The 15,986-nt window shown below is 72.1% G+C and carries 19 protein-coding genes; 14 read left to right on the plus strand and 5 right to left on the minus strand.

Translation table 11 applies throughout. The annotated features are described in order from the left end of the window. The first annotated feature begins 73 nt into the window (after positions 1–73). The 6 genes from BLV96_RS08485 to BLV96_RS08510 are packed head-to-tail and all read left to right on the plus strand — an operon-like array spanning position 74 to position 5,100. The gene (locus BLV96_RS08485; RefSeq protein WP_086681435.1) at positions 74–958 is read left to right on the plus strand and encodes a DUF6282 family protein; all 885 of its coding nucleotides are present in this window, start codon (positions 74–76) and stop codon (positions 956–958) included. Positions 959–970: 12 nt separating this feature from the next. After that, positions 971–1,834, plus strand: a complete 864-nt coding sequence (locus BLV96_RS08490) for a cupin domain-containing protein (protein WP_086681432.1) — start codon at positions 971–973, stop codon at positions 1,832–1,834. Continuing rightward, entirely contained in the window at positions 1,831–2,601 is a 771-nt protein-coding gene (locus BLV96_RS08495) for an HpcH/HpaI aldolase family protein (protein ID WP_086681429.1), read from the plus strand. The genes BLV96_RS08490 and BLV96_RS08495 overlap by 4 nt, the downstream gene beginning before the upstream one ends. Next, positions 2,598–3,437 carry an LLM class flavin-dependent oxidoreductase gene (locus BLV96_RS08500; RefSeq protein WP_086681426.1) on the plus strand — a complete coding sequence of 280 codons (840 nt, stop codon included), beginning with the start codon at positions 2,598–2,600 and terminating at the stop codon, positions 3,435–3,437. Before BLV96_RS08495 ends, BLV96_RS08500 begins: the two co-directional genes overlap by 4 nt. Next, complete coding sequence (kce, locus tag BLV96_RS08505) at positions 3,437–4,357, plus strand: 3,5-dioxohexanoate:acetyl-CoA acetone transferase (protein ID WP_086681423.1); 921 nt, start codon at positions 3,437–3,439, stop codon at positions 4,355–4,357. The genes BLV96_RS08500 and kce overlap by 1 nt, the downstream gene beginning before the upstream one ends. Then, on the plus strand, positions 4,354–5,100 hold the full coding sequence (locus tag BLV96_RS08510; protein WP_086681420.1) for an SDR family NAD(P)-dependent oxidoreductase: 747 nt from the start codon (positions 4,354–4,356) through the stop codon (positions 5,098–5,100). Before kce ends, BLV96_RS08510 begins: the two co-directional genes overlap by 4 nt. Before the next feature lie 56 nt (positions 5,101–5,156). On the opposite strand, the gene BLV96_RS08515 is transcribed toward BLV96_RS08510, so the two are convergent. Beyond that, positions 5,157–6,317 carry an LLM class flavin-dependent oxidoreductase gene (locus BLV96_RS08515; RefSeq protein WP_086681417.1) on the minus strand — a complete coding sequence of 387 codons (1,161 nt, stop codon included), beginning with the start codon at positions 6,315–6,317 and terminating at the stop codon, positions 5,157–5,159. Between the two features lie 139 nt (positions 6,318–6,456). Here BLV96_RS08515 and BLV96_RS08520 point away from each other — a divergent pair, with 139 nt between their 5' ends. The 4 genes from BLV96_RS08520 to BLV96_RS08535 all read left to right on the plus strand — a co-directional run bounded on the left by BLV96_RS08520 (position 6,457) and on the right by BLV96_RS08535 (position 9,180). After that, positions 6,457–8,013 carry an HD domain-containing phosphohydrolase gene (locus BLV96_RS08520; RefSeq protein WP_086681414.1) on the plus strand — a complete coding sequence of 519 codons (1,557 nt, stop codon included), beginning with the start codon at positions 6,457–6,459 and terminating at the stop codon, positions 8,011–8,013. A gap of 66 nt (positions 8,014–8,079) precedes the next feature. Beyond that, positions 8,080–8,445 carry a DsrE family protein gene (locus tag BLV96_RS08525; RefSeq protein ID WP_086681412.1) on the plus strand — a complete coding sequence of 122 codons (366 nt, stop codon included), beginning with the start codon at positions 8,080–8,082 and terminating at the stop codon, positions 8,443–8,445. A 4-nt stretch (positions 8,446–8,449) separates the two neighbouring features. Then, positions 8,450–8,821, plus strand: a complete 372-nt coding sequence (locus BLV96_RS08530; protein ID WP_086681409.1) for a hypothetical protein — start codon at positions 8,450–8,452, stop codon at positions 8,819–8,821. Between the two features lie 92 nt (positions 8,822–8,913). Then, positions 8,914–9,180 (plus strand): GlsB/YeaQ/YmgE family stress response membrane protein, encoded by a 267-nt coding sequence (locus tag BLV96_RS08535; protein ID WP_086681407.1) that lies wholly within the window; start codon positions 8,914–8,916, stop codon positions 9,178–9,180. 7 nt (positions 9,181–9,187) lie between these two features. Here BLV96_RS08535 and BLV96_RS08540 read toward each other — a convergent pair whose 3' ends face one another. After that, positions 9,188–10,279, minus strand: a complete 1,092-nt coding sequence (locus BLV96_RS08540) for a S1 family peptidase (RefSeq protein WP_086681404.1) — start codon at positions 10,277–10,279, stop codon at positions 9,188–9,190. A 245-nt stretch (positions 10,280–10,524) separates the two neighbouring features. Further along, positions 10,525–11,346 carry a helix-turn-helix domain-containing protein gene (locus BLV96_RS08545; RefSeq protein ID WP_208608175.1) on the minus strand — a complete coding sequence of 274 codons (822 nt, stop codon included), beginning with the start codon at positions 11,344–11,346 and terminating at the stop codon, positions 10,525–10,527. Between the two features lie 64 nt (positions 11,347–11,410). Between BLV96_RS08545 and BLV96_RS08550 the strand changes: the two genes are divergently transcribed. Beyond that, positions 11,411–12,214 carry an alpha/beta fold hydrolase gene (locus BLV96_RS08550; RefSeq protein WP_086681401.1) on the plus strand — a complete coding sequence of 268 codons (804 nt, stop codon included), beginning with the start codon at positions 11,411–11,413 and terminating at the stop codon, positions 12,212–12,214. Between the two features lie 60 nt (positions 12,215–12,274). Here the strand turns inward: BLV96_RS08550 and BLV96_RS08555 are convergent, their stop codons facing one another. Further along, positions 12,275–12,694 carry a TOBE domain-containing protein gene (locus BLV96_RS08555; RefSeq protein ID WP_086681398.1) on the minus strand — a complete coding sequence of 140 codons (420 nt, stop codon included), beginning with the start codon at positions 12,692–12,694 and terminating at the stop codon, positions 12,275–12,277. Between the two features lie 137 nt (positions 12,695–12,831). On the opposite strand from BLV96_RS08555, the gene BLV96_RS08560 reads away from it, so the two are divergent. The 3 genes from BLV96_RS08560 to BLV96_RS08570 are packed head-to-tail and all read left to right on the plus strand — an operon-like array spanning position 12,832 to position 15,208. Continuing rightward, positions 12,832–13,632, plus strand: a complete 801-nt coding sequence (locus BLV96_RS08560) for an alpha/beta fold hydrolase (protein WP_086681395.1) — start codon at positions 12,832–12,834, stop codon at positions 13,630–13,632. After that, positions 13,629–14,855: a PP2C family protein-serine/threonine phosphatase gene (locus tag BLV96_RS08565; RefSeq protein ID WP_244180102.1), complete on the plus strand. Its 1,227-nt coding sequence runs from the start codon at positions 13,629–13,631 to the stop codon at positions 14,853–14,855. Before BLV96_RS08560 ends, BLV96_RS08565 begins: the two co-directional genes overlap by 4 nt. Continuing rightward, positions 14,852–15,208, plus strand: a complete 357-nt coding sequence (locus BLV96_RS08570; protein ID WP_086681392.1) for an STAS domain-containing protein — start codon at positions 14,852–14,854, stop codon at positions 15,206–15,208. Before BLV96_RS08565 ends, BLV96_RS08570 begins: the two co-directional genes overlap by 4 nt. Here BLV96_RS08570 and BLV96_RS08575 read toward each other — a convergent pair. Further along, positions 15,187–15,789, minus strand: coding sequence for a hypothetical protein (locus BLV96_RS08575; RefSeq protein WP_208608176.1), 603 nt, complete (start codon positions 15,787–15,789; stop codon positions 15,187–15,189). The genes BLV96_RS08570 and BLV96_RS08575 overlap by 22 nt on opposite strands. Positions 15,790–15,986 lie beyond the last annotated feature (197 nt).

Raw genomic sequence — 15,986 nt, forward strand, 5'->3', positions numbered from 1 at the left:
AAGAGCGGTCACAGGGTTGACAGACGGTCTTATAGTGAACTTTGACTTCATAATGCGAACGAGAGGCACGCTGATGAGCCCCGCCATCGCCGCCGTCCTGGACGGCCTGGTCGACATGCACGTCCACTCCGGCCCGAGCCCGTTCCCCCGCCGCTTCGACCACGTCGAGGCCGCGCAGGACGGCGCGCGCATCGGGATGCGCGCCATGGTCGCGAAGTCCCACCACCACAACACCCAGATGGACGTCCTCGCGATGAAGGGCCGCCTCGCCGAGGTCAAGGCGCAGGCCTTCGGCGGGATCGCGCTGAACAGCACCGTCGGCGGGCTCAACGTGCACGCGGTGCGGATGACCCTGCGGATGGGCGGCAAGGTCGTCTGGTTCCCGACCATCTCCTCCGGCCGGCACATCGACTGCCACCCCGAGGACGGCGCCTTCCCGACCACGACCGTCCCGCTGACGCTGGAGCGCATCGACATCGTCGACGGCGAAGGCGCGCTCAAGCCCGAGGCGCTCGAGATCCTCGACGAGATCAAGGAGCAGCAGGCCGTCCTCAACGGCGGCCACATGTACCCCGAGTACATCAAGACGCTGTTCCAGGAGGCGCACGAGCGCGGCATGAAGCGGATGGTCGTCAGCCACCCGGACTTCGTGATCGGCGCCGACCCGGCGCTGTGCCGCGAGCTGATCGAGCTCGGCGCGTTCATCGAGCACGAGGTCGGTATGTACGACCCCGAGGGCACGCAGAAGTGGGACCCGAAGAACCTGCTGACCTGGATCGAGGCGCTCGGCCCGGAGCACACGGTGCTCGCGTCGGACTTCGGCCAGAAGGCCAACCCGAAACCGGTCGACGCGTGGCTGCGCGTCGGCGAGGCACTGCTCGACCTCGGCCTGCCGGAGAAGGACCTGCGGCGGATGGTCCGCGACAACCCGACATACCTGCTGAACCTCGACGCCTGAAAGGACCCGCTCGTGTACGAAAAGGACGATCCCCGCTCGGCCCTGGCCACCGCGGCCCGGCCCGACAGCGGCGCCACGATCACCGCCGCGCAGTACCTCGACCTGCGGGAAACCCCGGTGGTCCGCGCGCAGAACATCATCCTTGTCCACACCGACGCCCGCGACGGCGACGATCTCGACAACGGGACCCTCGAGGGCGAGCTGGCCATCGTCGTCACCGACGCCTCCCCCGCGTTCACCGTGCTCACTTCCGAGGGCGCGACCAAAGTGGACTCCCCCGGGCTCGTCGTGGTCCCGCCCGGCGCGTCGCGGATCAGCGTCCACGGTGACGGGCCGCTGGTGCGGCTGGTCGAAGCCACCGAACCCGCGTGGCGGGACCGCGTCGCCAACGCCGGGGCCTACGCCCAGGACCACCCGCGCGTCACGCTGCTGGAGCGCTGGCCGGCGCCCGCCGAGGAGCGCGTCCGCTTCTACCCGCTGTCGGAGGTCCCGGACGACCCGAAGCGGTTCGGGCGGATCTTCCGGACGCGGTCGTTCATGGTCAACTTCCTGCCGCTGCAGGACGGCCCGCGCGACCCGCGCAAGCTCTCGCCGCACCACCACGACGACTTCGAGCAGCTTTCCCTGGCCGTGCAAGGGGAATACGTGCACCACATCCGGACGCCGTGGCTGCCCGACAGCACGACCTGGCGCGAGGACGAGCACGTGCGGATCGGCAGCCCGTCGGTCACGGTCATCCCGCCGCCGACCGTGCACACGTCCGCGGCGAGCGACCCGGGCGTGAACCAGCTGATCGACATCTTCAGCCCGCCGCGGGTGGACTTCTCGGAGAAACCGGGCTGGGTGTTGAACGCCGACGATTACCCGATGCCGTGAGCGGCCGTACCGGAGGCGGGCTGTTCACGCGCCCGCACACCCCCGTCGGCACCTGGCTGAAGATCGCCTCGACCGAGCCGGCCGAGATCATGGCGTTCGCCGGGTTCGACTTCGTCGTCGTCGACCTCGAGCACGCGCCCCTGGACCTGGTGACGGCGTACCGGCTGATCAACACCGCCGCCGCGCTGGGGATGACGCCGATCGTGCGGGTGCCGGACAAGACGCTGTCGACGATCCAGAAGATCCTGGACGCGGGTGCGATGGGCATCCTGGTGCCGCACGTCGACACCGTCGAAGAGGCGGCGGCCGTCGGGCGGGCGTGCCGGTTCCCGCCGCACGGCGTCCGCGGCGCCGGGGGCACCAGCCGGGCCGGTTCGTGGGGGCTGAAGCCGAACGCGGAATACCTGACCGCCGGCAACGACGACGTCCTGTGCATCCCGCAGCTGGAAAGCGTCGAAGCGATCAAGGCCGCGCCGGAGATGCTCGCGCTGGACACGGTGGACGCGGTGTTCGTCGGGGCGGCGGACCTGTCGATGTCGATGGGCTCGACACCCACGTCGCCGGACGTGCTCGACCTGATCGCCTCGGCGATCTCGGCCGCGCACGACGCCGGGAAGAAGTGCGGGCTCGCGTTCGGCGGCGTTCCGGACAAAGCCGCGCGGGCCGTGCGGGACGGGTGCGACTTCGTCCTGCTCAGCAACGACACGACGATGCTGGCCGAGGCCGCTCGCAGCCTGGTCACGGCCTTCCGGGAAGCGGATTCATGACGCTTTCGCTGCCACGCACGGCGTTGTCGATCTCGGAACTGGACGGCCTCGATCACGACGGTGTGATCCGGTTCGTGCGGACGCTCGAGGAGTACGGCCACCGGATGGTCTGGATCCCCGAGGTCACCGGGCGCGAGGCGTTCACGACGGCGGCGCTGGTCCTGTCCGCCACCGAGCGGGTGATCGTCGGCAACGGCGTCGCGCGGGCCCTCGAGCGCGTGCCCAAGTCGGCGGGCTCGGCGGCGCGGGACCTCGCCGCCGGGTATCCCGGGCGGTACGTGCTGGGGCTCGGGGTCAGCGGCGCGGTCCGCGAACGAGGGGTCGGACCGCTGCCGTTCCTGCGGGAGTACCTCGACGGCGTCGACAAGGTGGCGTCCGGGGTGCCGAAGGTGCTCGGCGCGTACTCGGCGGGGATCACGCGGCTGGCCGCCGAGCGGGCCGACGGGCTGATCACGTTCCTCGTCACGCCGGAACACACCCGGTGGGCGCGCGAAACGATCGGCGACCTGTTCCTGTCCGTCGTCCAGTGGGCGGTGGTGGGCCGGTCGCGCGCCGCCGCCCGCGAGGTCGCCCGGGACCGGCTCGCCTACTACCTGACGCTCCCCCACCAGCTCGCGAAGCTCAAACGCCTCGGCTTCACCGACGCCGACCTCGCGCCGCCGGGCTCCGACCGGCTGCTCGACGCGCTCGTCGCCTACGGCACCCCCGACCAGGTGCGCGAAGCGGTGCGGGCGCAGTACGACGCGGGCGCCACCCAGGTCGCGTTGACGCTGGTCGGCCCGCTCGACGACGTCAAGCTCGATGCCTACCGCGCACTCGCTTGGGAGGAGAACTGATGCGCACGGCCGAAAAAGTCATCATCACCACCGCGATCACGGGCTCGGTGAACATCCCGTCGCAGAGCCCGCACCTGCCCCTGTCCGCCGACGAGGTCGCCGACGCCGCGCTGGAGGCGATCGAGGCGGGGTCGGCGATCGTCCACCTGCACGCCCGCGAGCCGGACGGCCGGCCGACGCCCGATCCCGACGTCTTCGAGAAGATCGTCGGGCGGATCACCGCGGAATCCGATGCCGTCATCAACATCACGACGGGCGGCGCGTCCTCGATGACGATGGACGAACGGCTCGCGGCCGCCTACCGGCTGCGGCCGGAGCTCGCGTCGATGAACATGGGGTCGATGAACTTCGTCTACTCCGGCATCGCCGACAAGGTGACCGAGTGGAAGCACGACTGGGAAAAGCCGTACGTGCTCAACACGTACTCGAAGCCGTTCGTGAACACCTTCGACAAGATCGAGCACACGCTGCGGACGCTCGGCGAGTCCGGGACGCGGTTCGAGTACGAGTGCTACGACATCGGGCACCTGTATTCGCTGGCGTACTTCGCCGAGCTGGGCTTGGCGAAACCGCCGTTGCTGATCCAGGGCGTGTTCGGCGTCCTGGGCGGGATCGGCGCCGACCACGCGAACCTGGAGCACATGGTGCGGATCGCGGACAAGCTGTTCGGCGACGACTACTGCTTTTCGGCGTTCGCCGCCGGGCGCGACCAGCTGGGGTTCGGCACGCACAGCGCGTGGCTCGGCGGGCACGTGCGGGTCGGCCTGGAGGACAGCCTGTGGATCGGCAAGGGCAAGCTCGCGGAGAGCAACGCCCAGCAGGTCCGGAAGATCCGGGCGGTGGTGGAGGATCTCGGGAAGCCGATCGCCACGCCGGCCGACGCGCGCGCGATGCTGGCACTGCGAGGAGGAGCGGCATGAGCTTGCTGACGGGCAAGGTGGTCCTGGTCGTCGGGGCCAGTTCGGGCATCGGCGCGGAAGCCGCGCGGGTGTTCGCCGCGGACGGCGCTTCGGTGATGCTGGTGGCGCGCAACGAAGAGCCCTTGGCCAAACTGGCCGCGGAGCTGTCCGACCACGACGTCGCCTACACGACGGGTGACATCACCTCGGCGTCCGATGTGGACGCATTCGTTTCGGCGACGGTCTCCCGCTTCGGCCGCCTCGACGGCGCGTTCAACAACGCGGCGATGGGCGGCGGCGGGCGCCTCGACCGGGTGTCCGAAGCGGACTTCGACCGGATCATGGCGGTGAACGTCAAGGGCACGTGGCTGTGCCTGCGGTCGGAGGTCGCGGTGATGGAGGCGCAGGGGTCGGGGTCGATCGTGAACGTGAGCAGCATCGGCGGCCTGCGCGGCAGCCCGGGCATGGGCGCGTACCAGGCGACGAAGCACGCGGTGATCGGCCTGACCCGCACGGCCGCCCACGACTTCGGGCCACTGGGCATCCGCGTCAACGTGCTGGCCCCGGGCCCGACGGAGACCCCGATGCTGGACGAGCTGCGCCGCACGATCCCGGGCGGCGTGGAAGCCCGGATCGCGGCGACGCCGTTGCGGAAAGCGGGCACGGGGGCGGAGGTGGGCTCGACGGCGGCGTTCCTGCTGAGCGACCGGGCAAGCCACTTGAGCGGAGTGGTCATCCCGGTCGACGGCGGCTTCACGGCGTAAGTCCGTGAATGGCACATCGAGGGACTTGGCGTCCGTCAATGTGCCATTCACGACTTTCAGGCCAGGTCGGGGATCAGCTCGCCGATCAGCCGGATGCTCTTCAGCACCTTGTCGTGCGGGATGCCGCCGATCTGCTGGAGGCACATCATCCGGTCGATGCCCAGCTCGGCGTACGCGCGCAGCTTCTTGCGGCACGTCTCCGGGCTGCCCACGATCAGCGAGTCCTGCGCGCTCAGCACCTCGAACACCTCCTCGTCCGGGACCTGCTCGCCCTGCAGGATCCGGGCGATGAGGAGGTTCGCCTCCGACGGTGCGTTCGCCGCCTCGCCGCGCAGGAAGTCGCCCGTCAGGCCCGGGGACTTCACCAGCTCTTCGTTGCGGGCGTTGGCGCGCACGAACTCCGTGGCCGCTTCGAAGAACGTCAGTGCCGTCACCGTGTACCACGCCGCCGCGGCCGCCGCGCCGTTGCGCATGGCCTCATCGTCGGTGTCCGCGCAGTGGACGAACGTGAAGAAGCCGACCTGGTCGTTGACGAACGCCCCGACCGGGTCGGTGCACGCGGCGGCCGCCGCGCGGTACAGGCCGACCAAGCGGCCCGCGCGTTCGAGGGACTCCCACATGGTCGTCCCGAGCACGCCCACGCCGCGGCGGCCGGCCTCCTCGAACGACGCCGGGCTCGCCGCCGCCTGCCAGAGCGGCGGGTGCGGCTTCTGCAGCGGCTTCGGTCCGATCCCGACGCCGTCGACGCGGTAGGCGTCGCTCTCGTGGGTGAACCGTTCGGAGGTCCACATCTTCGGCACCATCTCGAAGGCCTGCTGCGTCTGGGCGCGCGCGTCGTCGGGCTCGATGCCGAACAGGCGCCACTCGGGGATCGTCGACCGGGTCAGCCCCAGTTCGACGCGCCCGCCGCTGAGGTGGTCGAGCGTCGCGGCCCGCTCGGCGACGCGGATGGGGTGGTTGAACCGCCCGGGCGCGAGCACGGCGGAGTGCCCGAGCCGGATCCGGCTGGTCCGCTGCGAGAGAGCGGCGAGCATCAGTTCGGGCGCGGAGGAGAGGCTGAACTCCCCCGCGCCGTGGTGCTCGACCTGCCACCAGCACCCGTAACCCAGCTCGTCGGCGAGGACGGCCTGTTCGATGGCTTGCCGGAACCGCAGCTGTTCGTGCCCTTCGGGCCAGGGCCGCGGGTTCTGGATCTCGTTGAACAGGTCAATCTTCATCCACGGCTCCTCTTCGTCGGGTCACCGCAGAGTCAGTCTCCGAGAGCTACTGGGTCGTTACGGATGGTCACCCGGACGGAGCAGCTTGGCCACCAGCCCGCCCCGGTGGCACGCTTTCCGCGGAACGAAAGGCGTCGCCATGGCCATCCAGCCGAAGGGGCCGCGGCGGGCGGAGGTGCTCGCCGCTCTTTCGCTCGCCATCGATCTCGGGCTCGGGCAGCCCATGGAGCACATGCTGCGGTCCGCGCTCATCGCCACCCGGCTCGCCGATCGGCTCGGGCTCGACGACGAACAGCGCGGCACCACCTACTACGCCACCCTCGTCGCCTGGATCGGCTGTCACGCCGACTCGCACGAACTCGCCGCCTGGTTCGGCGACGACATCGCCTTCCGGTCCGCCACCTACCGCGTCGACTGGGCCGGGCTGCCCTTCCTGCGCCTGCTCGCCGCGCACGCCGGCCGCGATCGGACGCCCGTCGCGCGCGGGATCGTCGCGGCGGCCTTCCTCCTCCACGCCCGCGGGCGGCTCGCCGAGCTCATCCACTCGCACTGCTCCTCCGCCGGGCGGCTCGCGGACCGGCTGGGGCTCGACGAGGCCGTCGCCCGGGCGCTGGCCGGCACCTTCGAACGCTGGGACGGCAGCGGCCTGCCCGCCGGCGCCCGCGGTGACCGGCTGCCGATCGAAGTGCGGGTCGTGCACCTCGCCGAGGTCGCCGAGGTCCACCTGCGTCGCGGTGGCGTCGCCGCGGCACGAGCCATGGCGCGGGCCCGCAGCGGCCGCCAGTTCGACCCCGCCGTCGTCGCCGCCTTCACCGGCGCCGCAAGCGAAATCCTGGACGGACTGCTCGACGACGACGTCTGGACGGCCGCCCTCGACCAGGCCCCCGACCGCGACCGGACGCTCACCGACGACGAGCTCGACGACCTGCTCACCGCGATCGGCGACTTCGCCGACCTCAAGTGCCCCTTCGCGATCGGGCACTCGCGCGGGGTCGCCGACCTCGCCGCCGAAGCCGCGCGCCACAGTGGGCTCCCGGAGCCCGACGTCCGGCTCGTGCGGCGGGCCGGGCTGGTGCACGACCTCGGCCGGATGGGCGTGCCCAACAGCATCTGGGAGAAGCCCGGCCCGCTGACCGAAGCCGAGCGGGAACGCGTCCGGCTGCACCCCTACCTGACCGGCCGGATCCTGCGCCGGGTCACCGGGCTGGAGCAGGTCGCCGCGGTCGCCGCCGCGCACCACGAACGGCTCGACGGCTCCGGCTACCCGCTCGGCGCGGCCGGCGCGGCACTGACGCCGCACGCGCGGCTGCTCGCCGCCGCCGACGTCTACCACGCGCTGCGCGAACCGCGGCCGCACCGCCCGGCGCGCGACGCCGTCGACGCGGCCGAGATCCTGCGGCAGCAGGCGCGGGAGTCCCGATTGGACGCTCACGCCGTCGACGCCGTGCTGCTCGCGGCCGGGCACGCGCGCCGCCGGACGTCCCACCCCGCCGGGCTGACCAGCCGTGAGGTCGAGGTGCTGCGGCTGCTCGCCGGCGGCGGGTCGAACCGGGAGATCGCGGGGACGCTGTCGATCAGCGAGAAGACGGTCCGCAACCACGTCGAGCACATCTACGCGAAGGCCGGCGTGTCCAACCGGACCGGCGCCGGGCTGTTCGCGCTCGAACACGGCATCGCCGGCCTGCCCGGAAGATGAGGCATCCGCCCCATGCGCGCACGGGCGGGCGGACACGAGGCTGAGGCCCGTCGAAAGGAGCCCGCCATGCCCACCCGAGCCGTCGTCAGCCTCACCACCGGACTCGAAGACCCCGAGAAGGTCACCGTCGCGTTCCTCGTCGCGGTCGGCGCCGCCGAACAGCACCGCGAGACCCTGATGTTCCTCACCAAGGAGGCGGTCCGCCTCGCCCTCGACGGGTTCGCCCGGGCGACGGCCTGCGAGGGCTGCCCGCCGCTGGCCGACCTCGTCAAGCGCTACGAAGCCGCGGGCGGCCGGTTCCTGGTCTGCCCGATCTGCTTCACCGCCCGCCACCTCGCCGACGACGGCCTGGTCGCCAACGCCTCCCTCGGCGGCACCGTGCCGATGTGGGAGTGGATCGGCGACGAACCCGTCACGACGTTCAGCTACTGACGCCATGACCACCGCAGGCGAGAAGTTCGCCCACGCCCTCGCGGCCCGAGACTCCGCCGGGCTGCACGCGGTCCTGGCCGGTGAAGTCGACTTCGCCGCGCTGACCCCGGGCCGCCACTGGAACGCCACCGATCCCGCGGAGATCGTCGACGACGTGATCTTCGGCCGCTGGTTCGGCCCCGACCGGACGATCCACGAGCTGTGCTCGGTCACCACCGGCCGGGTGGCCGACTGCGAGCGCGTCACCTACCGGCTGCGGGTCGAGCGCGACGGCGCCGACCACCTCGTCGAGCAGCAGGCGTACTACACCGTGCGAAACGGCGAAATCGGCTGGCTGCGCGTCCTCTGCTCCGGCTACCGGCCGCTCGCCGGCTGAGAATCCGATCACGTCGGCGTGGCTCACCGCGCCGCGGGGCCGTCCGCCTGCCATCCTCTTGCGGTCAGGAAGACAGGCGGACGGAGGCACCCGTGGGCATCATCAGCTGGATCGTGCTCGGGCTCATCGCGGGGTTGATCGCGAAGGCCCTCATGCCGGGCAAGGACCCGGGTGGCTGCATCATCACGATCCTGCTCGGCATCGGCGGCGCGTTCGTCGGCGGCTGGGTCGGCAAGACCCTCTTCCACACGGATCTCGGCACGTTCTTCGATCTCCGCACGTGGGGCCTGGCGATCCTCGGCGCGCTGATCATCCTGGTGATCTACCGGATGGCCTTCGGCCGCAGCCGCCGCGACTAGCCGAGCCTCAGTTCAGGCTCACGCCGTAGGCGCTCATCGCCTCGCCGACCGGCTGGAAGAACGACGTCCCGGTGCCCTTGCCGGACGTGATGCCGAGGCCGACGCTGCCGGCGAACAGGCAGCCGCCCGAGTCGCCCGGGTTGACCAGCGCGTCGGTCTGGATCAGCTGGGACACCGAGCCCTCGGCGTAGTTCACGGTCACGTTCGTGCGCGTGACCGAGCCCGACGTCAGGTGCGTGGTGCTGCCGCTCTTGCTGATCCGCTGGCCGACCGTCGCGGTGCCGGCCGAGCTGATCCGCTGCGTCGAGCCGTTCCACAGGGTGACCGCGCCGGGGGCGCTGCCGGTGGTGTTGCGGATCAGGCCGTAGTCGTTGCCCGGGAAGCTCGACCCCTGCGACGGGCCGACGTTCCACTGCGACACCGCACGAGTGCAGTGCCCGGCGTCGAGGATGTAGTTCTGGCCGCCGCGGTTGGTGTTGAAGCCGACCGAGCAGCGCGTGCCGCCGCCGGTGATGGCCTCGCCGTTGTAGATCGCGGTGTGCATCTCGCCCGCGACCCGTTCGACCCGGACACGGTCGCCGAGCGACGCGGCCGCCGTCAGCAGCGAGTCGGTGCCCTTGGCCGCGTCCGCGACCGTCAGCACGACCTGGTTGGACTTCGGGTCGAGCCCGACCGAGGTGTGCGCGACCGCGGGCAGCGCCTGCAGGGCGTTCTGCGCGCCCGCGAGCGCCGCGCTCGAGTGCTTGACGACCCGGGCCTGCGCGCCCGACGCGGTGACCCGGTCGGCGGCGGCCTGGTCGAGCACGTTCACCACGGGCTTCGCGGCGGCGTCGAGGTAGCCGTCGACCGCCTGCGCGCCGAGCGCGGCGGTGACCTGGTGCAGGGTTTCGACGCTCGCGGACTGCGTTCGCAGCAGCGCGACCGCGGCGGACTCGCTGACGCCGGCCTCCGCGGCGAGGGACGCGACGGCGTCGCGCTGGACGTCGGGTGAGTAGCCGTCGATGGTGACCGCGCCGGCCGGGCTCGTCAGGAAGCCGGCGACCGCGGCGGTGGCCACCAGCGCGGTGGCGCTGCGGGCGAGCAAGTGTCTTGTGCGCATGCCGGTACTCGCTTTCACGGGGAGACCGGCACGAGGGATGGCCGCGCCGGTGGGGTCGGGTGATCCGGTGCGCCCGAGCGTGATCCCGTGGCACTGCCCGCGGTACCGACTTTCGTCGTACAGGACAAAAGATAGGTACCGGGCATTTCGGACTTCCACTCGAGCCCGCACAGTAACCCGGCAGCGAAGCGGACCAGTGCCCCACCGCGGTCCGCTCGACCGTCCACTTGCGACAGACCGGCGGCTCAACCCCTTGGCGGCGACGGCCAAGCGATGTCGTCGATCGTCAAGAAGGGCTCACCGGCCACGACCGCCGGGGTGATCCCGGTGAACGCCCGGACGTCCCGGTGCAGGTGGGACTGGTCGGCGTAGCCGGCGTCGGCCGCGACGCGGGCCGGGTCCCCGCCCGCGACCAGGCGGTGGACGGCGTCGTCGAAACGGACGAGCCGCGCCGCGCGCTTCGGCGGCAGCCCGGTCTGCGCCTGGAACCGGGACCACAGGCGCTTGCGGCTCCAGCCGACCTCGGCGGCCAGCTCGTCGACGCGGACCCGGCCGCGGGTGCGGACCATCCGGTGCCAGGCCCACGCGACCTCGCGGTCGGCTTCCGGGCCGGTCTCGCCGCGGCGGGCGAGCAGCGCGTCGGTCAACGCGAACCGCTCGTCCCACGACGAAATCTCGCTCAGCCGCTCGGCGAGCCGGGCCGCTTCCCGGCCCCACAGGTCGTCCAGGGTCACGAACCCGGCCAGCTCGCCGGGGCGGACGCCGAGGACCGCGCCCGCGGCCACCGGCGGCAGGCGGACCTGCACGCAGGCGAAGTCCGCCGCGTGCGTGATGCGCGTCGTGCCGAAACCGAGCCCGGCGACGACGCTCCCCCGCTGCCGGCGGCCGGCGGCGTCGGCCACAGCGACGCTCCCGGTCCCGAAGATCACGGCCAGTGTCACGGCCGGGGGCGGGATCAGCCGGAGGCCGGCCGGGGTGCGGCCGCGGTCGCGGAAGCCCGCCATCGCCGCCCCGGCGACCCGGCCGGGGCGCACCGGACGGGCGATGTCCCACAGCGCCTCGGCCATGGCTCCAAGCTACGCGGAACATTCGTCCAAGCCGGCGGCCCGGCCGCCCGGGCAGGCTCGGCGCATGACGAACCTGCACGTGACCGACGACGGTCCCCGCGACGCCCCGCCCCTCCTCCTCGTCCACGGATCCGCCTCGTCGGTCCGGTCCTGGGACGCCCTGCTGCCCCTGCTCACCGAGCACCACCGCGTGGTCCGGGTCGACCTGCTCGGGCACGGCTCCTCGGCCAAGCCGGCCGACGCCGGCTACGGCGTCCCCGAGCAGGCCCACCGGGCCGGGGCCGAGCTGGACCGGCTCGGCATCGGGCACGCCGTCGTCGCCGGCCACTCCACCGGCGGGCTGGTCGCGACCGCGCTGGCCGAGGAGCGGCCCGGCCTGGTGACCGGGCTCGTGCTGGTGAACACGGGACCGGCCATGGACACCTACATCGGCCCGCAGACGGCGTTCGGACCGCGGCAGTGGGCGGCGCTGACCGACGAGCAGGTCCGCGACGCTATGAGTTCCGCGTTCAGGCCCGGCTACGTCGCCCCGGCGACGCTCGTGGCGGACGTGCGCGGGATGACCTTCGAGGGGTTCACCGCGGCCCAACGCGGAGCCGTCGAATTTCTGATGCGGCAACCGGTCCCGGAGCGGCTGACGGCGCTGGGCAAGCCGGTGCTGGTGCTCTTCGGCGAGGACGACCGGCGCTGGCGGCCTTCGACGTCTCTCGCGGCCTACCGGGCCGTGCCGGGCGCGCGGGTCGTGCCGCTGGCCGGCGTCGGCCACTCCCCGATCCTCGAAGACCCGGCGGCGACCGCCGGGGCACTGCTGGCGTTCACCGGGTCGCCGACGCTGAACAGGCAGAGTTCGGCCAGTCCGCGCACGTAACGGCCGGTGGCGGAGTCCGCGGCTCGAGGGAGATCCGCAAAAGCGGCGGTTTCGGGCCGATCAGCCGGTGGCGAGCGAGATCTCCGTCGACTTGATCAGCGCGACCACCGCGGTGCCCGCTTCGAGGCCCAGCTCGGCGACGGCTTCCCGGGTGATCGACGCGGTGAGCTCACCGCCGTCGACGGCGACCTTGACGGTGGCCATCGCGCCTCCGGCCGTGACGGCGGTGACCCGGCCGGGCAGCTGGTTGCGGATGCTGATGCCGGTGACCGGTCCGGTGGCCAGCGACACCTCGGTCGACTTGACCAGCGCGCGCACCACCGTCCCTTCGGCGAGGGCGAGGTCCTCGACGGCCTCCCGCGTGACGGCGGCGGTGATCTCCTGCCCGCCGGACAGGCGCGCCTTCACGGTCGCCATCGCCTCGCCCGGGGTGACGGCCGAGACCGTCCCGTCGAGCTGGTTGCGGATGCTCAAACCCATGCGCGGAACGGTAGCCGGGCGCCGGGGCCGCCGCAGCCCACGCGGGCGCAACCCTGCTCAGTACCCACTTTCGAGTGCGCTCAAACAAGGGACGGCTCCGCCCACGCCGCCGGGACCCGGGTGGCAGGATGTGGCCGGTGAGCATGCGGACCAGGAACAACGTCGTCGAGACCGGGCGCGAAGACGGGCCGGTCGTGCTGCTCGCCCACGGGTTCGGCTGCGACCAGAACCTGTGGCGCCTCGTCGTTCCCGCCCTCGCCGAGCACTACCGCGTCGTGCTGTTCGACCACACCGGCGCCGGGCGCTCGGACCTGTCCGCCTGGACCCCGGAGCGCTACGGCACCCTCGACGGCTACGCCGACGACGTCCTCGCCCTGTGCCGCGAACTCGACCTGACCGACGTCGTGCTCGTGGGGCACTCGGTCAGCGCGATGATCGCCGTCCTGGCCGCCAACCGCGAGCCGGCGCGGTTCGCCAAGCTGGTGCTGCTCACGCCGTCGCCGCGCTACCTCGACGACGACGGCTACCGCGGCGGGTTCAGCCGCGAGGACATCGACGAACTGCTCGAAGCGCTGGAGTCGAACTACCTCGGCTGGTCGGCGGCGATGGCGCCGGTGATCATGGGCAACCCGGACCGCCCGGAGCTGGGCGAAGAGCTGACGAACAGCTTCTGCCGCACCGATCCCGCCATCGCGCGGGTCTTCGCGCGCGCCACCTTCCTTTCCGACAACCGCGCCGACCTCGCCGAGGTCTCCGTGCCGACGCTGGTCGTCCAGTGCGCGCAGGACGCCATCGCGCCGCCCGAGGTCGGGCAGTTCACCCACGACCGGATCGCCGGCAGCCGGCTGGTGACGCTCGACGCGATCGGGCACTGCCCGCAGCTCAGCGCCCCCGGGGCCACCGCGGCCGCGATCACGGCGTTCGTGAGCGGCCCATGATGTGCGGCGCCGGCGCGAACGGCCGGGAGGACGCGGACCCGGCGTTTTCCGCACTGCTGGAGGACAGTGCGGAGGACCTCTACGAGAACGCCCCCTGCGGCTACCTTTCGACGATGCTCGACGGCACCATCGCGAAGATCAACGCGACCCTGCTGGACTGGCTCGGCCACGAGCGCGAGGAGATCGTCGGGCGGCGGCGGTTCTCCGACCTGCTGACCGTCGGCGGCCGGCTCTACCACGAAACGCACTTCGCGCCGCTGCTGCGCATGCAGGGCGAGCTCGGCGGCGTCGCCTTCGAGCTGAAGACGGCGAGCGGCGCCCGGCTGCCGGTGCTGGTCACCTCCACGGTCAAGACCGGCTCCGACGGCGAGGCCCAGCTCATCCGCACCACGGTGTTCGACGCGCGCGACCGGCGCGCCTACGAACAGGAGCTGCTGCGGGCGCGCGACGAAGCCGAGCGGGAACGCGACCGCGTGCAGCGGCTGGCGCGGACGCTGCAGCAGACGCTGCTGCCGCCGGCGCCGGCCGAGGTGCCGGGCATGCAGGTGGCGGCGTACTACCACCCGGCGTCGGCCGACCAGGTCGGCGGCGACTTCTACGACCTGTTCCCGATCACCGGCGACACGTGGGGGTTCTTCCTCGGCGACGTCTCGGGCAAGGGCGCCCCGGCCGCGGTGGTGACGTCGCTGGCGCGCTACACGCTCCGGGCGGCCGCGGTCCACGACCCGGACCCCACCGTCGCGCTCGACACCCTCAACACGGTGCTGCAGCAGCAGTTCCACAGCACCGATCCACGCTACTGCACGGTGGTCAACGGCCGCATCCGGCCGGACGGCGACCACGCGGCGGTCACCCTGGCCGGCGGGGGCCACCCACCGGCGTTGCTGATCCCGGCCGCCGGGCCCGCGCGGTTCCTGCCGCTGCGGGGCGGCCAGCTGGTCGGCGCCCTGCCCGGCGCGCGGTTCGTCTCGGCCGACGTGCACCTGGCGCCCGGCGACACGCTGCTGCTCTACACCGACGGGCTGACCGAAGCCCGCACGAACGGCCGTACCCGCTACAGCGAAGAACGGCTTCGCGAGGACCTGACCGGCCTGGCCCCGACGACCGCCCCGGCGGTGGTCGAGGCGGTCACCACCCTGCTGGCCGGCTTCGGCGACGGCGTCGACGACGACACCGCCCTGCTGGCGTTCAGCATCCCCCTGCCCGGAGGCGATCAGCCATGACGAGCCCGTTCTCGACCTCGACCGAACCCGCGGAGACGGGCCCGATCCTGACCGTCCGGGGCGAACTCGACGTCGCGACCGCCCCGCGGCTGCGCACCGGGATCGGGGACCTGGTGCTGGCGGCCGGGCAGCTGCTCGTGGTCGACCTGGCCGGGGTGACGTTCTGCGACTCCAGCGGGATCTCGGCGCTGATCGCGGCGCGCAACGCCGCCGAGGCGGCCGAGGCGTCGATCGCCCTGGTCGCCGTGCCGGCCCGGCTCACCAGGACGTTCGCGCTGACGGGGTTGTCGGACTTCTTCCCGACCTACGCGACGGCCGAGGAGGCCATCCGTCAGAGGCAGGGCGGCCGGTAGCCGTCGACGCGCAGGCCGCGGAACTCGAGCCGGTTCGGGGTCTTGCCGACGAAGACGAGGCCGCGGGCCTCGGTGAGCGCCGACGCGAAGGAATACGTGGGCGTCCCGAGTTCGGGCAGTGACGTCCACGCCCGGGGCCGGAAGCTGAAGAACCTCGTGACGAGTTTCCCGTGGGTGGACGGCACGAGGGTGAGCCACTTGTCGCCGCCGCTCCAGTGCGAAGCGGGACGCAGCTGGACGTAGAGGTCGTCGGACGCGCGGTAGGTCAGCCGGAAGCCCGCCGAACGCGAGAGGTCGGCCTGCGCCTCGAACTGGTTCCCGAGCCACAGCACGGCCACGTGCCACTCGGCGTTCCGGAAGTCGATCTTCGCCGTGTACCGGTGTCCTTCGCGGACAAGAAGGTTCCCGGTGGCCGGGACGGTGGTGCCCTCACCGCTGGCGAGCCACTGCTGGTACCGGTCGATCGACGGCGTCGAGCACTCGCAATTCGCGGGTGGTGACGCGTTCGCGACGGGGGTGACCAGCGAAAACAGGAGGAGGGATGCGATGACCGCGAGCGTCCGGGCGAAGGCGAGGCGCATGCGGGGAAGCTAGCACACCGGATGTGTGCTGTGTCACGGAATGCGCGCCGATCTTGGGCGCTACACAGGGGTAGGAACCGATCCAACCCCAGAGGAGGGCCATGTCCGCCACCACCACGCCGGCCGAAACGCCGGTGGTCCCGGTGCTCGACGACTTCGACTTCGACCTCACCGACGGTGCGGCCTGCCGGATCGAC

Origin of the sequence: Amycolatopsis pretoriensis (assembly GCF_900107925.1) — a bacterium.
Classification (GTDB): Bacteria; Actinomycetota; Actinomycetes; order Mycobacteriales; family Pseudonocardiaceae; genus Amycolatopsis; species Amycolatopsis pretoriensis.